This window comes from Roseateles aquae, assembly GCF_032337115.1.
GTDB classification, from domain to species: domain Bacteria; phylum Pseudomonadota; class Gammaproteobacteria; order Burkholderiales; family Burkholderiaceae_C; genus Roseateles_C; species Roseateles_C aquae.
Genome location: NZ_JAVXZY010000003.1, coordinates 1 through 14,890, shown reverse-complemented (window position 1 = coordinate 14,890; position 14,890 = coordinate 1). Strand labels below are relative to the sequence as shown.

Below are 14,890 nucleotides of genomic sequence, written 5' to 3'. Positions count from 1 at the left end.
TTGGCGGCGGATTCTATGAGTTCGGCTCCCTATCACGCCCTTCCCCCTCGCTCACGGGGGGCGCACTGCGTATCAGCCGCTCACGATCTGCTTACGGCCACCGCCTAGGCTTGGCGCACTTCTGCATCAAAGCCATCATCCGAGGGAAGCCCATGAACATCCGTACCACCACCGCGCGCCATGCGCCCGGCCTCGCCGCCCTGGCGGCCCTGCTTGCCGCCGTGCTGCTGCCCGCCAGCGCCAGCGCCTCGGCGCTGCTGACCGTCAACCATCGCAATGGCTGCAAGATGACGCAGGCTTGCACCAGCGATGGCGTCAGCAAGGTGGTGATCGGCAGCAATCTGTCACCGAACCAATGGGCCAATGGCTTCATTGCCGACAATCCCTGGTCTAAGGGTCCGGCGGCCGGCAACGCCGTCTTCACGATCAGCTTCACCGCGACCAAGGACCTGCACCTGGACAGCTTCAGCTTCGGCCTGTTCAACAACGACTGCCAGTACGGTGCGCCGGCGAGCTGCCGTGGCGCCAACTGGCAGCTGAAAACCTTTCTCAATGGCGAGGCCGCAGGCGAGCCGCTGACCCGGTTCAACTCGGGCGGCAAGTTCACCGACCTCAGCCAGATCGTCCAGCTCAATGTCGATCTGAAGGCCGGCCAGAGCTATGGCCTGCAGATGAACAACTACACGCGCTTCATCGACTACACCGGCCAGTACTACTTCCACGATCTGGCCTTCAACGGCAGCGCCGCCACCGTGGCCGAACCGCAATCGCTGGCCCTGGCGGCGCTGAGCCTGCTGGCCATGGGCGCGATGCGCCGCCGTCGCCAACGCTGAGCACCAGGCGGCCCAACGATCAACGTCGGCTCCCACGGCGCCTACAGCCCCTCAGCTTGGCGCCAGCGGAGCCCTTTACCCCCATGGCGATCACTCGGCATGGGGCTTTTTCTTGTTCGCGGCGCTTTGCATTTGCCTACACTGCGCAGCATGAACAGCCCGCGACTCCTGCTGATCGAAGACGATGAACGACTGGCCACGCTGATGGCCGAGGCCCTGGCCAAGGCCGGCTACCAGGTGCGTGTCTGTGGCGATGGCCTGGACGGCGAGGCCTTGATGCGCGCCGAGAACTACGACGTGGTGCTGCTCGACGGCCATCTGCCCGGCAAGGACGGCTTTGACGTGCTGCGCGATGTGCGGCGCGATTTCGCTGGCCGCATCGTCATGCTGACTGCCCGCGATGACGACATCGACCAGGTGCTGGGCCTGGAGGGCGGCGCCGACGACTACATCACCAAGCCGGTGGCGCCGCGCGTGCTGCTGGCGCGGCTGAAGGCGCTGCTGCGCCGCGACCCGCCGGCCGAGCCGCCCGCCGGCGCCGAGGAACTGCGCTTTGGCAGCCTGCTGCTGCGCCCGGCGGCGCGCGAGCTGCGCGTGCAGGGCGAGCCGGTCGAGCTGACCACGGCCGAATACGATCTGCTGCTGTTTCTGGCCCAGCGCGCCGGCCAGGTGGTCTCGCGCGACGACATCATGCAGGCGCTGCGCGGCCTCGAGTTCGACGGCCTGGACCGCGCCATCGACGCCCGCATCTCGCGGCTGCGCAAGAAGATCGGTGACGACGCCCAGTCGCCCAGTCGCATCAAGACGGTGCGCGGCCAAGGTTACCTCTTCGCGTTGGATTGATGCCCGCAACGGCGCACCGCTCACCGCTGCTGCGCATCGCCGTCGGCCTCGGCCTGGCGGTGCTGGCGCTGCTGCTGCTGGTTCAGGCCCTGGTCTGGCTGGCCGTTGATGAGCTGAGCGACGACTATGTGCGGCGCTTCATGCGCGGCACCGTGGACATGCTGGTGCAGCAACTGGCGCCGCTGGACGGCCCGGCGCGGCTGCAAAAGGTGCAGGCCCTGGACCGGATGTTCGTCTACCCGGTGGCCATCGTGCCGGTCACGCAACTGAATGAGGCGCAGCGCCAGCGCGTGGCCGGCGGCGAGCTGCTGGTGCTGGGCCTGAACCGGCGCATCTATGCACGGCTGCCCGGCGATGAGGGTCAGGTCTTGCTGCTTGGGCCTCTGAATGCGGACTGGCGGCCCGGCCAGCAGTTCCAGCTGCCGCGCGAGCTGTGGCTGCAGCTGGCCGCGGCGCTGGGCCTGGCGCTGGCGGTGTTCGGCCTGGCCTGGTGGCTGCTGCGCCCGGCCTGGCGCGATCTGCGCGCGTTGCAGCGGGCCGCCGACGAAATCGGCGCCGGCCGTTTCGACGCCGCCCTGCCCGTCTCGCAAAGCCGGCTGTTCGCGCCGCTGGCCGACGCCACCCGCGCCACGCTGGAACGGCTGGCCGGCGCGCTGGCGGCCCAGCGCGAGCTGACCGGCGCCGTCTCGCACGAGCTGCGCACGCCCTTGGCACGGCTGCGCTTCGCGATCGACGCCTTGGTCGACGAAGACGACGCGGCCCGCCGCGAACAGGCGGTGCAGGCCTGCGAAAAAGACATCGACGAACTCGACGCCCTGATCGACGCCAGCCTCCTGATGGCGCGGCTGGATGTCGGCGCGCTGCAGGCCGAGCTGAAGGACGGCGACCTGGCCGCGCTGCTGCGCGCCGAAGCCGCCTCGCTGGCGCCGCTGCTGGACGGCCGCGCGCTCAGCCTCGATCTGCAGCTGCCCGAGTGCCTGCGCTTCGATGCCCGGCTGCTGCCCTATGCGCTGCGCAACGGCTTGCGCAATGCCGCCCGCCATGCGCGCAGCCAGATCAGGCTCAGCGCCTGGGTCGAAGGGGGTCAGGTCTTGCTGGCGCTGGACGACGATGGCGAGGGCATCCCCGAAGCGCTGCGCGAGGCGGTGTTCACGCCCTTCAAGCGCCTGGACGGCCGCAAGGAACGCGCCAGCCGCGGCTTCGGCCTCGGCCTGGCCATCGTGCGGCGCATCGCCGAAATCCATGGCGGCGAGGCCAGGATGGCCAGCGCACCCGAGCTGGGCGGCGCCAGGCTCCTGATCTCCTGGCCACAGTAGCAGTTCAGCGACTCGCATCAATCTGTGCGGCGGGGGTTCAAACCGGCGACACGCTGTGCGACACATGCAGGCGCAGCCACTGGCCCGGCTGCTGCGGCATGTTCACCAGGTATTCCTGGCCCTGGTACTCGTAGCGCACCGTGTAGTCGCGCACCTGTTCGCGCACCACGCTGGTCGGCCGGCAGACCTGCACCGTCTGGTTGCTGTACTGCGGGCTGTTCTGCTCTGCGAGGCTCTTGCCGATCAGCGCGCCGGTGGCGCTGCCGGCGGCGATGGCCACGTTCTTGCCGGTGCCCTTGCCCACATTGGAGGCAATCAGCCCGCCGGCCAGTGCGCCCAGCACGGCGGCGCCGGTGCTGTTGCCGCCACTGCTGGCCACCTGCTGCGTCTCATAGCCGCATTGCTGGCGGGTTTCGGTCACCCGCTCCAAATTCGGCGTGGCCGAGATCACCCGCACCAGGTTGCTGCTGGACGTCGGTTGTGCCACCGTCGGCATGCCGCCGCTGATCGCCCGCGCGCTGGCCACACCGCTGGCGCTGCCCCAGTCCTGCGCCCGCACTTCGCTGGCCAGGCCAATGAACAGCAGCAGCGTCAGTGCCGACGATGAGGCCATCGCCAGCGTTTGGCGCAGCCGCTGGGGTGCCGGCACGGCGCGTGCGGCAGCGGCTTGGAGCTGGGGGGCGAGCAGCAGGGCGTGGTTCATGACAAGGTCTCCGTGAACTGTGTTTTGTTGACGGGATGAATTGTCAAAAACCACGGCCGAGCCGTCTGTGGGCATCGCGTACGGGCTGTGTGACGCTGTGTGACGCTGCTCAGGCTACGTGTTGGCAAACAAAGGCGGCAAAACCCTCGGCCGGCAGCGGCCGGCTGAACAGAAAGCCCTGCACCTCGTCGCAGCCCTGCTCGCGCAGGAGCGCCAGCTGGCCCTCGGTCTCGACGCCCTCGGCAATCGTCTGCAGGCCCAGGCTGCGGGCCAGGCTGATGATGGCGTTGACGATGGCCTTGTCTTCCGGGTCTTCGGTCAGGTCGCGGACAAAGCTGCGATCAATCTTCAGCTTGTAGGCACTGAATTTCTTCAGATAGCTCAGCGAGGAGTAACCGGTGCCGAAGTCATCGATGGACAACCGCACGCCGCGGGCATTGAGATCGGCCATCACGGCGATGGCGCCCAAGGGATCGGTCAGCGCCACGCCCTCGGTCAGCTCCAGCTCCAGCATTTCTGGCGCCAGCCCGGCCTCGGCCATGATGCGGCTGACCAGCTCGGGCAGATCGGCATGACGGAACTGCACCGACGACAGATTGACGGCCATGCGCAGCGGCGGCAGGCCGGCATCCAGCCAGCGCCGCAGCTGCCCGGCGGCTTCGCGCAGCACCCATTCACCGATCTCCAGGATCAGCCCGCTGCTCTCGGCGATGGGAATGAACTCGGCCGGTGACACCGCGCCGAGCTGCGGATGCTGCCAGCGCAGCAAGGCCTCGGCGCCAATGACGCGGCCGCTGCCCAGGCAGAGCTGGGGCTGGTAGTGCAGGCTCAGCTGCTGGCGCTTCAGCGCGCGGCGCAGCGCGTTCTCCAGCTCCAGCGCGCGCACCGATTGGGCCTGCATCTCGCCGGTGAAAAAGCAGTAGCCGTTGCGGCCATCGCGCTTGGCGCGGTACATGGCCGTGTCGGCGCACTGACAGAGGGTTTCGAAATCCTCGCCATCGGCCGGGTACATCGCGATGCCGATCGAGGGCGTGACTGCCAGCTCGTTCTGCTCGATCTGCATCGGCTGCGCCGCCACCTCCATCACCTTGGCCGCCACATGGCCGGCGCCGCTGACATCGGTGCCGGGCAGCACCAGGATGAACTCGTCGCCGCCCAGGCGCGACACGGTGTCCTGCTCGCGCACGGCCGTCTTCAGCCGCTGGGCCAGCTGGCGTAGCAGCTCGTCGCCGACGCGATGGCCCAGCGAGTCGTTGACCTTCTTGAAATGGTCCAGATCCAGAAAGAGCACGGCCAGGCCCTCGCCATGGCGGCGGGCAATGTCGATGGCCTGCTCGGCGCGGTCGTTCAGCAGCACGCGGTTGGGCAGGCCGGTCAGCGCGTCGAAATGCGCCAGGCGCTGGATATGGGCCTCGGCCTGCTTCTGCTCGACGATCTTCTGCTCCAGCGCCGCCACCGTGCGGCTGAGCTGGCGGGTGCGTTCCTCGACCAGGTGTTCCAGCTCGTCCTTGGCCCGCACCAGCGCCGCCTCGGCGTTCTTGCGCGCCGAGATGTCCATGGTGATCCAGATCGAGCCCTGGCTCAGATCGTTGGCGTCGATGGCCTTGCTGCGCACCTCGCACCACAGCGGCGAGCCATCCTTTTTGGATAGCAGCATTTCCCCCTGGAAGGCCTGGCCCTTGGAGAACGGCTCATAACATCGCTGGCCAGCGGCTTCCCAGTCTTCGTCGGTGAGGTACCACTGGCGCGAGGAGCTGCCGTCCAGCTCGCCCGGTGCGTAGCCGAACAAGGCCTCGAAGCTACGATTGCACTGAGTGACACGGCGGTTGCGCAGGAACACGATGCCGACCATCGCATGGTCGAAGATCAGCCCGCGCTCGTGGGTGATCTGCTCCAGCTGCGCGGCGGCGCGCTTCTGCTCGTCGATGTCGTCGATGATCCAGATCGAGCCCTCGGCCGCATCGTGCGGATTGATCAGCCGGCCGGTCAGGCTGGCCCAGAACAGCTGGCCATCGCGGCGGCGCATCAGCCGCTCGGTCTTGAAGCGCTGCCCGGTGGCCAGCACCGGATAGGCCTCGGCGCCCAGCTGCTTGAAGGCCGCTTCGTCGGGATAGAGATCCTTGCTGCTGCTGCCGACCATCTCCTCGATGCTGGCCGCACCGAAGATCTCGGCATAGCGCTGGTTGCAGCGCGCGATCACGCGCTGGCGCACAAACACGATGCCCACCCCGGCGTTTTCCAGGATGATGTCGCGCTCGCGCAGCGCCTGCTGCGGGCGTTCATTGGCATCGGTAGACAGGAGCGCGGGAGCGGCTTGCGTGAGGGGCATGGACAGAACTGATGGCGGCAAGGCGGATCGCACAGACCGGTGCGCCCCATTCTGAGGCCTGCGCGAGGCCGGCTGTCTCAGCAAAAGCACCAAAGCTGCGCAATATCTCGGCGGCAAGGTCCTTGCATTTGCCTGCGTTGCAGACGCCGGGCCACAATGCAGCACCGTGTCCGCCGGACGCCAGCAGGCCGCGCATGAGCCCCCCCGACACCGAACTTCTCGAGCAACTGCATCACCTGCACGAGGCCAGCCCGCAGATGGTGGCGCTGTTCGACGCGCAGGACCGGCTTCGCTATGCCAATCCGGCCTTCATGAGCGCCTTTCATGCCGAGGCCGATGGCCAGACCAGCTGGATGAGCCTGATGCGCGCCAACCTGGCCGCCGGTCGCGGCAATATCGTGCGCACTGCGGATCATCAGGCCTGGCTGGCCGCGGCAGCCTCACGGCGCGGCAAGCTGCCCTTTCGCGCCTTCGAGGCCGATCTGCACGATGGCCGCTGGATCTGGATGTGCGAGACCGTCGACGACCGCGGCTGGATGCTCTGCGTGGCCAGCGACATCACCCATCTGCGCCAGGACGGCCGCGCGCTGCGCCAGGAGCGTGACCTGGCCTTGCGCGCCGCGCAAACCGATGCGCTGACCGGCATCTCCAACCGTGCCCATGTGCTGCATCAACTGGAACAGGGCCTGCAGCGGGTGCGCGAGCAGGGGGCGCAGTTGGCCGTGGTGCTGCTCGACCTTGACCATTTCAAGCGCATCAACGACAGCCTGGGCCACGAGGCCGGTGATCAGGTGATTCGCGACTTCGCCCGCCGCCTGCAGCAAAGCTCACGCCGCGCCGATGGCTGCGGCCGCTATGGCGGCGAGGAGTTCATGCTGCTGCTCTGTGATGTCTCGGCCGCCGAGGCGCAGTCCATCGTCGAGCGGCTGCTGGCTCAGACCCGCAGTGCCCGGCCCCTGCCCCAGCGGCCAGACTTTGCCTACAGCAGCTCGGCCGGGCTGTGCATGGCCAGGCCGGGCGACAGCATCGAGCAGGTCTGCCACCGTGCCGACATGGCCTTGTATGCCGCCAAGGCCGCCGGGCGGGACCGCTGCGCCCTGGCCGCCGGCGACGACGCCCAGCCTTGAGGACGGATCAGCGCCCCTGGATGGGCAGGCAGAGCTCGCAGGCAAAGGCGCCGGTCTGCGAATCGGGCCGGGTGCTGGCCGACATGCGCTCGAAGAAGGGCCGCATGTCCAGCTGCTGGCCGCTGCGCGGGAACCAGTCGGTGATCAGCCATTGCCAGGCCGCCGCCACCTCCGCCCCGCTACCCTGGAAGGCCGCCACCGCATAGCGCCCGCCGGGCAGCTCCTGCAGATTGACCTGGCTGGGCGGCGTATAGCCGTCCGGCAGGGCCACGCAGGCGTCATAACGACACTTGGCCGGCGCCGTCAGCTTGGGGTCATCCCAGCCGACGCCATAGCAGAACGATTCCTGCAGGCCTTGCGCGGCAATCCAGGGCCGCACCGTCTCGGCCCAGAACTGCCCGATCTGCGGGCCGTAGGCGCCCATGCGGCGGAAATAGGCCACGCGGACTGCGGGCAGGGTTTGAATGCTGACGGACATCATCGTTTCGAGCTCCTTGTTGAAAGAGCCTGCATCGTGCCGGCCTGCCGGTCGCGCCGCCTGATCGAGCTTGCCCTCATCCTGATCGAGCTTGCGATCCTGCAAGCGGCGCTGCTGCAGCAGCGCCGCCCATCGCTCGGGCGTGCCCTTCTGCCAGGCCGAGGGCGTCTGGCCGAAATGGCGCTTGAAGGCGCGTGCAAAGGCCTCGGGCGAGCCGAAACCGACCTGCTGCGAGACCTGCGTCACCGTGTGGCCGGGCTGGCTGGCCAGCGCCAATGCGCCGATCTCCAGGCGCCGCCGGGTCACATACTCGGCCGCCGACTCACCCAGCCAGGCGGTGAAGATGCGGTGGAAGTGAAACGGCGAGTAATGCGCAATCTCGGCCAGCGCCGCCAGGTCCAGCGGCGCATCGAGGTGGCGGTCGATATGGTCGAGCACGCGGTTCATCCGCAGTGTGTAGGTCTGCAGTGCGGGATCGGGCGATATCGTCATGGCGCGGCAGTGTAGGTGAGGCTGACAGTTCAAAGGCAAGGGGGCAAGCACGCCACAGAGCCACGGAGACACAGAGAAAACAGCCACTAGGTTGGCTCGCGCCGTGTATTCCTCTTTGGCGTGCTTTGCGTGCTCCATGTATTCCTCCGTGGCTCTGTGACTCTGTGGTTGGTTCTGGCTGATCAGCAAAGAACCATGAAAAAAGCGCCCCGCAGGGCGCTTGATGGCGAGAGGTGATCGTGAAGCGATCAGGCCTCAGATCTTCTTGGCCAGTTGCTCCGCGATGCCGGTGTAGTTGCCCGGGGTCAGCTGCAGCAGGCGGGCCTTTTCGGCCTCGGGTAGTTCCAGGCCCTGGATGAATTCCTGGATCGATTCGCGGGTGATGGCCTTGCCGCGGGTCAGTTCCTTCAGGCGCTCGTAGGGGTTGGGCAGCGCGTATCGGCGCATCACCGTCTGGATGGGCTCGGCCAGCACTTCCCAGGCGCTGTCCAGATCGTCGGCCAGCGCGGCCTCGTTGATCTCCAGCTTGTCCAGGCCCTTGAGCAGCGAGTCGTAGCCCAAGAGCGCATAGCCCAGCGCCACGCCCATATTGCGCAGCACGGTCGAGTCGGTCAGGTCGCGCTGCCAGCGGCTGATCGGCAGCTTCTGGCTCAGGTGCGTCAGCACGGCGTTAGCCAGGCCGAAATTGCCCTCGGCGTTCTCGAAGTCGATCGGGTTGACCTTGTGCGGCATCGTCGACGAGCCGATCTCGCCGGCCTTGGTGCGCTGCTTGAAATAGCCCAGCGAGACATAGCCCCAGACATCGCGCGACCAGTCGATCAGGATGGTGTTGGTGCGGGTCAGCGCGTCGAACAGCTCGGCCATGTAGTCATGCGGCTCGATCTGGATGGTGTAGGGGTTGAAGGTGAGGCCCAGCTCGCCTTCGATCACGCGCTGGCTGAACGCCTCCCAGTCGAAGGCCGGCCAGGCCGACAGGTGGGCGTTGTAGTTGCCCACCGCACCATTCATCTTGGCCAGCAGCTTCACATCAGCGATGCGCGCGCGGGCATTGCGCAGGCGGGCGACAACGTTGGCGATTTCCTTGCCGACGGTGGTCGGGCTGGCGGTCTGGCCGTGGGTGCGGCTGAGCATCGGGGTCGCCGCCAGCGTGTGGGCCATGCTGGAGAGTTTGTCGATGATGCGGTCGATGGTCGGCAGCATCACGTCTTCGCGCGCGGCCTTCAGCATCAGGCCATGGCTGGTGTTGTTGATGTCTTCGCTGGTGCAGGCGAAGTGGACGAATTCGCCGGCCGCCTTCAGCTCGGCGCTGTCGGCAAAGCGTGACTTGATCCAGTACTCGACCGCCTTCACATCATGGTTGGTGGTCTTCTCGATGTCCTTGATCGCCTGCGCGTCGGCCTCGCTGAAGTTCGTCACCAGCCCGCGCAGCAGCTGGCGCGAAGCGGCCGACAGCGGCGGGAACTCGGCAAAGCCGGCATCCGACAGCGCGATGAACCATTCCACCTCGACCTGCACGCGGCGGTGCATCAGGCCGAACTCGGACAGCAGCGGGCGCAAGCTGCCCATGCGCGAGGCATAGCGACCGTCCAGGGGCGAGAGAGCGGAGAGAGCAGAAAGATTCATGGCTGGGCGCGGCGGGAGGCCGCGGTGCGAAAGGTGGATCGGGGCAAACCCTGGGATTTTAGGCGCAAGCCTCCAGACCACCCGCAGCCGGCGTTCCAGCCTGGGCCTTTCCCCAATGACAGCGTCACACATTCGCTGCGTAATGGCCGCTTTTCGCCATTTCTGTAACAGGACGCTACTTGCCGATGGATGCCCTTGCCACCGTGGACGCTGCCGCAGATGCCGTGATGCCGCCGCTGCGCCTGATGCCCGTGCGCCAGCTTGATCGCCTGGCCTTCGCGCCGCTGCTGGCCGCCGCCGAGGCCGAGGGCTTGCAGATGCTGCGCCGCCTGCTTGATGAATGGCTCAGCGGCGCCAAGCGCTTTGATCGCCCCGGCGAATCGCTCTGGGGTCTGCAGGACGCCGAGGGCCGCTGGGTCGCCGTCGGCGGCTTGAATATGGAACCGGCACCGGGCCGGCCGGGCACGGCCAGAATGCGCCGCTTCTATGTGCTGCCGGCGCTGCGCGGCCAAGGCTGCGGCCGCCGTCTGCTCGGCGCCGTGCTGGCCAGCGCCGCCGGCCGCTTCAACCGCCTGCACGTCAATGCGCAGACGGCCCATGCCGCCGCCTTCTGGACCCACTGCGGCTTCACCCCGGTGGCCGAGAGCAGCGCCTACACCCATGTGCGGCTGCTGCCGGTGGCGATGGCGGCTTGAACCGTTTGAAGCCTGGCCGCGTCATCGCCTGACGCCACAATGCGCCCTCAGGAAAAGAAGATGCCCGAGGGCGCCCTGCCTTGAATCCAATGTTTCGCCGCGCCGGCCTGACGCTCGCCGTCACGCTGAGCACCAGCCTGCTGCTGAGCGCCTGCCAACCGGCCAAGTCCAGCCTGCCCGCGCCGGCCCCGGCCGCCAGCGCCCATGCCGGCCAGCTGGCCACGCTGCAACGCGGCGCCGACGAGCTGCTGGCCCACTACCGCCAGATGATTGTGCTGATGGACGGCGAGCGCGCCTTGAAGCCGGCCGCGCGCCGCGCGGTGGCCAGCGTTGGCCAGCTGCTGTTCCATGATCTGCAGACCAAGACCCAGGCGCTGAGCGCGCTGGGCACCGAGAGCGCCGACCCGGCCCTGCTGGCCGCGCTGGCGCAGCTGCTGGACCGCATCGAGTCCGAGCCCACGTGGTTCGATGCCGACCGCCTGGCCTTCAAGGAATTCCTCAGCGCGCTGGCGCAGTTCCACGGCAGCTCGCAAAGCCTGGCCGGCATCAAGCTGGCCAAGCGGGCCAACGAGGATCTGGCCGTGCTGGCCGAGGTCGAGCAAAGCTATGAGGCCGAGCTGAAGGACAGCTTTGGCCGCTTTGCCAAGCGCGGCATCGAGTTGAAGCGCGAGAAATGGAGCGATTACGTCGCCAAGCTGCGCGGCCTGTACAGCCGCGAGCAGATCATGAAGGACTACGCGACCATCCTGCCCTACGCGACCGCCATGCCGGACGCAGGCAAGTCCGGCGCGCCGGCCGCCGCTGCCGAGGCCGCCAGTGAGGCTGGCCGCGAAGCCACACGCGGTGCTACCGAGCAACGCGAGCTGTTCGGCGACAGCCTGCCGCCCAAGACGGTGCTGCTGACCTTCGACGACGGCCCGCACCCGCGCTACACCGATGAGATCCTGGACATCCTGAAGCGCTACCAGGCCCCCGCGGTGTTCTTCCAGCTCGGCCAGAACCTCGGCAAGGTCGACGACAAGGGTCAGGTCTTGCCTGGCCATGGCAGCAAGGTTGCGCAGCGCGTCCAGGCCGCCGGCCATATGCTGGCCAACCACAGCTTCAGCCATGGGCTGATGTCCAAGTTCGAGCTGGACAAGGTGCGCCGCGAGGCCGCCGATACCGAAGCCCTGCTCGATGGCGCCGGCCGCAGCGGCGCGCCGTTGTTTCGTATGGGAAGGTCTGCATAAGTCGGCGTGGGCCGTGGCAAGCACCAGCCAGGGCCTGCCAAGGCGCGAGACGCAGCCCAGGCTGATGGCCTGCGCAAGTCTCGCAACACCGGCGGGGCTTGGCTGGTACTTGCCCTTCGGGTTGAGAGAAAAGGGGCCCCCACGGGCGTTGCGCTGCTCGGCTATCGGGCCACCAGCCCGACCTTCGCAGCGCGCCTACGTGGCCGCCCCTTTTCTCTCAACCACGCCCCACGCCGACTCATGCAGACCTTCCTTACCCTATGGCGCGCGCAACGAAGGCGCGCTGTCGACCATCGAGGCGCTGAAGCTGCGCTCGATGATGTGGAACGTCGATTCGCTGGACTGGTCAGACCCGATTCCCAAATCGATCGCCGCCCGCGTGCTCGACGATCTGCAGCGCCGCCAGCGCGGCATCGTGCTCTTCCACGACATCCATGCCCGCACCGTGCAGGCCCTGCCGCTGGTGCTGGATCAGCTGGTGGCCGATGGCTACCAGTTCGCCAGCTGGAAGGACGGCAAGCTGATCGCGCCCGCAGCCAAGCCGGCGGCCGAGGCCAGCCCGGCCCTGGCCGGCGCGGCGCTGTACCGCGACAGCCATGCGCTGATCATCGGCATCGACCAATACCAGCGCTGGCCGCGCCTGGCCCACGCCGCCCGTGATGCCCGCGCGATGCGCGAGGCGCTGGAGAAGAACTTCGGCTTTCGCAGCGAGAACATCAGCCTGCTGCTGGACGGCGAGGCCACCCGCGCCAACATCCTGCGTGCGCTCAACGGCCTGGTTAGCGAACGCGACAGCAAGAAGGTGCGCCGGGACGACCGTGTCTTCGTCTTCTTCGCCGGCCACGGCAGCACGCGACGCCTGCCCAGTGGCCGCGAGATCGGCTATGTGATCCCGGTCGACGCCGGCCTCGACGATCTGCAGACCGACGCCATCGCCATGCCGCAGCTGCAGGAAGTGGGCGAGGCGCTGCCGGCCAAGCACGCGCTGTTCATCATAGACGCCTGCTACTCCGGCCTGGGCCTGACCCGCGGTGCGGCAGCGGGCGGCAACGGCAACTTCATCAAGGACAACGCCCGCCGCATTGGCCGCCAGATGATGACCGCTGGCGGCGCCGATCAGCAGGTGGCCGACGACGGCCCCGGCGGCCACTCGGTCTTCACCTGGACGCTGCTGCAGGCCCTCGCAGGCAAGGCCGATCTGAACGGCGACGGCCTGATCACCGCCACCGAGCTGGCCGCCTATGTGGCGCCGGCCGTCTCGGCCATCGCCCACCAGACGCCGGCCTTTGGCAGCCTGCCCGGCTCCGAAGGCGGCGAGTTCGTGTTCGAGCTGGCCGCCAACGAGCAGGCCCTCAGCGGCGACAGCCGCCAGCTCGATGCCGCCGCCAGCCAGTTGGCCAAGCGCATCGACGAGGCCAGCGCCATCAAGCCCGAGGCCGCGCCAAACGGCCTCAACAGCCCCAACAGCCCAGCCGCCGCCAGCGCCGTACAGCTGACGATCAAGGGCCTGGACGGCAAGGACGTGGCCCTGGCCACACCAACGGTGCGCGTCGACCCCGGCGCCCGCGTTGCCGCCCAGCGCGCCAACGACCGCGGCCTGCAGCTCTTCAAGGAACGCCGCTACGACGAGGCCGAAGCCGCCTTCACCGAAGCCTTGAAGCTGCAGCCACGCTTTGCGCTGGCCGCCAACAACCTCGGTTTTGTCTACTTCAAGCGCGGCAAGCCGCAGGAAGCCGCACGCTGGTACCAGAAGGCCATCGAGATGGACGGCAGCCGCGCCCTGGCCTGGCTGAACCTCGGCGACGCCAGCCTGGTGGCCGGCGACGAAACGCAGGCCATGGCGGCCTACAAGGCCTTTGTGGAACTGGCGCCGCAGCATGGCCGGGTGGCGGAGCTGAAGGCCTGGATTGCGGAGCCGGATGCGGCGCATCGGCCGAAGCCGCCGATGTGAGGGGTGGGCGTTGAAGCCAGGTTTGCTGGCGGCCAGGCAGGCCTGCATGGCGCGATGCCCATGCCGCGCCATGCCAATGCGAAATCAGCACACAACAGCGACAGCAGCAGCCACGTCCCCAGCCACCAAGCCAGAGCGCGAACCTCCAGCTCAGAATTCCGCTGACGCTTTTGCCTGTTACTTATTGCTGTAAATTCATACAGATCACTCGCCGCCAGGCCTTGCCACAAGCCCTTCTCACCGCCCCAGCGCTCACGACGTTATGCTTCACACCCAAGTGTTATCCGGCGCCGTCTGCGCCCTATATCTAAGTTGGGCCTCTTGCCGGTGAGGGTGGAGCGCTGCGAAGAACTTGTTGGCGCTTTGCGTTTGGCGTGGGAGCTTGGCGGCTCGGAGCGCTGCGGCCAGGTTGAAGCAGTTCGGGTTGGCGGTCCGCGGGAGCGTTTGGGTTTGGAGCGTTGAGCTGCACTGGTGGCATTCACCGAGTGCCACTGCTGGAGCGCGAAGGCAGAATCGAGCCATGCAAAGAGCAATTTGCCAAGCGGCAGCAATTGGGGTTCGCGGGTTCGTGCGCAGCGCGAGCCGGCTGAGGCCCAACCAGTCGCTCAACCGGACCCGCAACGGCATGCCCCGGCTGGCCGTCATTTCATTCTCGGCCAGCCGCGTCACGCCGCTGCGGGCCGGTTAGCTTCAACGTTAGGCAACATCGGAATCCACTATGAGCCTGCATCCAGACTATCCAATAGTCACAGGTAGCTATCAAATGACTGACGAATGGGCGGTCACGCTTCCTGATGAGTTCAACCGACGAATTGAAGATGGAAGCCTTGTTCTGTGGAGACCAGCACTCACGTTCTGGATCTCCATATGGGGCAATGACAAAGACACATCAGAAGAGAAGCGGCTAGCTTCAATCTTGGAAACAGCCAGTGATCTCAGAGGCGAGCAACAGATCGAGCGTGCCGATAAGCTTGTACGACTGACATACGAGTTGCCGGAAGAAGATCGATCGAGATCAAAGTCTGACTACAAGTCAATTTCTGGTTACGTCATCACACCGATCGGGCACATTCAGATATCGGCCTACTTCGATACACCCGCAGCCCGTACCCTCGGCTACAGGATCATTCACTCGGTACGCAATGTTGCTTGAAGTCAACTTTGAAGTGCAACACCGCTAGTACCGAGAGAAGGCCTCCCTCGGTGTCCTGAAGCCCAGCCGCTCACGTGGCCGGTCGTTGAGTTCAGCTGCGATGTGGTCGCAGTCGTTC

Annotated in this window: 12 protein-coding genes; 8 read left to right on the top strand and 4 right to left on the bottom strand. The window is 67.0% G+C overall.

Annotation, left to right across the window (positions count from 1 at the left end; translation table 11 throughout):
- Positions 1-152: 152 nt before the first annotated feature.
- From RQP53_RS08935 to RQP53_RS08925, 3 genes are all read left to right on the top strand, one after another.
- Positions 153-833 carry a hypothetical protein gene (locus tag RQP53_RS08935; RefSeq protein WP_315649927.1) on the top strand — a complete coding sequence of 227 codons (681 nt, stop codon included), beginning with the start codon at positions 153-155 and terminating at the stop codon, positions 831-833.
- Positions 834-983: 150 nt separating this feature from the next.
- A complete protein-coding gene (locus RQP53_RS08930; protein WP_315649925.1) occupies positions 984-1,676 on the top strand; it encodes a winged helix-turn-helix domain-containing protein in 693 nt (230 codons plus the stop codon).
- A complete protein-coding gene (locus RQP53_RS08925) occupies positions 1,676-2,992 on the top strand; it encodes an ATP-binding protein (protein WP_315649923.1) in 1,317 nt (438 codons plus the stop codon). Before RQP53_RS08930 ends, RQP53_RS08925 begins: the two co-directional genes overlap by 1 nt.
- A 37-nt stretch (positions 2,993-3,029) precedes the next feature.
- On the opposite strand, the gene RQP53_RS08920 is transcribed toward RQP53_RS08925, so the two are convergent.
- Both RQP53_RS08920 and RQP53_RS08915 read right to left on the bottom strand, forming a co-directional pair.
- Positions 3,030-3,695, bottom strand: a complete 666-nt coding sequence (locus RQP53_RS08920) for a glycine zipper 2TM domain-containing protein (RefSeq protein ID WP_315649921.1) — start codon at positions 3,693-3,695, stop codon at positions 3,030-3,032.
- Between the two features lie 109 nt (positions 3,696-3,804).
- Positions 3,805-6,024, bottom strand: a complete 2,220-nt coding sequence (locus RQP53_RS08915; RefSeq protein WP_315649919.1) for a sensor domain-containing protein — start codon at positions 6,022-6,024, stop codon at positions 3,805-3,807.
- A gap of 194 nt (positions 6,025-6,218) precedes the next feature.
- Here RQP53_RS08915 and RQP53_RS08910 point away from each other — a divergent pair, with 194 nt between their 5' ends.
- Positions 6,219-7,151, top strand: a complete 933-nt coding sequence (locus RQP53_RS08910) for a diguanylate cyclase domain-containing protein (protein ID WP_315649918.1) — start codon at positions 6,219-6,221, stop codon at positions 7,149-7,151.
- Positions 7,152-7,158: 7 nt separating this feature from the next.
- On the opposite strand, the gene RQP53_RS08905 is transcribed toward RQP53_RS08910, so the two are convergent.
- Positions 7,159-8,121: an AraC family transcriptional regulator gene (locus tag RQP53_RS08905; protein WP_315649916.1), complete on the bottom strand. Its 963-nt coding sequence runs from the start codon at positions 8,119-8,121 to the stop codon at positions 7,159-7,161.
- Between the two features lie 255 nt (positions 8,122-8,376).
- Positions 8,377-9,744, bottom strand: a complete 1,368-nt coding sequence (gene purB / locus RQP53_RS08900; protein WP_315649914.1) for an adenylosuccinate lyase — start codon at positions 9,742-9,744, stop codon at positions 8,377-8,379.
- 185 nt (positions 9,745-9,929) lie between these two features.
- On the opposite strand from purB, the gene RQP53_RS08895 reads away from it, so the two are divergent.
- The 4 genes from RQP53_RS08895 (at position 9,930) to RQP53_RS08880 (ending at position 14,772) form a co-directional block, all read left to right on the top strand.
- Positions 9,930-10,439: a GNAT family N-acetyltransferase gene (locus tag RQP53_RS08895; protein ID WP_315649912.1), complete on the top strand. Its 510-nt coding sequence runs from the start codon at positions 9,930-9,932 to the stop codon at positions 10,437-10,439.
- 89 nt (positions 10,440-10,528) lie between these two features.
- Complete coding sequence (locus tag RQP53_RS08890) at positions 10,529-11,668, top strand: polysaccharide deacetylase family protein (RefSeq protein ID WP_315650347.1); 1,140 nt, start codon at positions 10,529-10,531, stop codon at positions 11,666-11,668.
- Between the two features lie 199 nt (positions 11,669-11,867).
- Positions 11,868-13,619: a caspase family protein gene (locus RQP53_RS08885; protein WP_315649910.1), complete on the top strand. Its 1,752-nt coding sequence runs from the start codon at positions 11,868-11,870 to the stop codon at positions 13,617-13,619.
- Between the two features lie 718 nt (positions 13,620-14,337).
- Entirely contained in the window at positions 14,338-14,772 is a 435-nt protein-coding gene (locus RQP53_RS08880; RefSeq protein WP_315649908.1) for a hypothetical protein, read from the top strand.
- Positions 14,773-14,890: the final 118 nt, after the last annotated feature.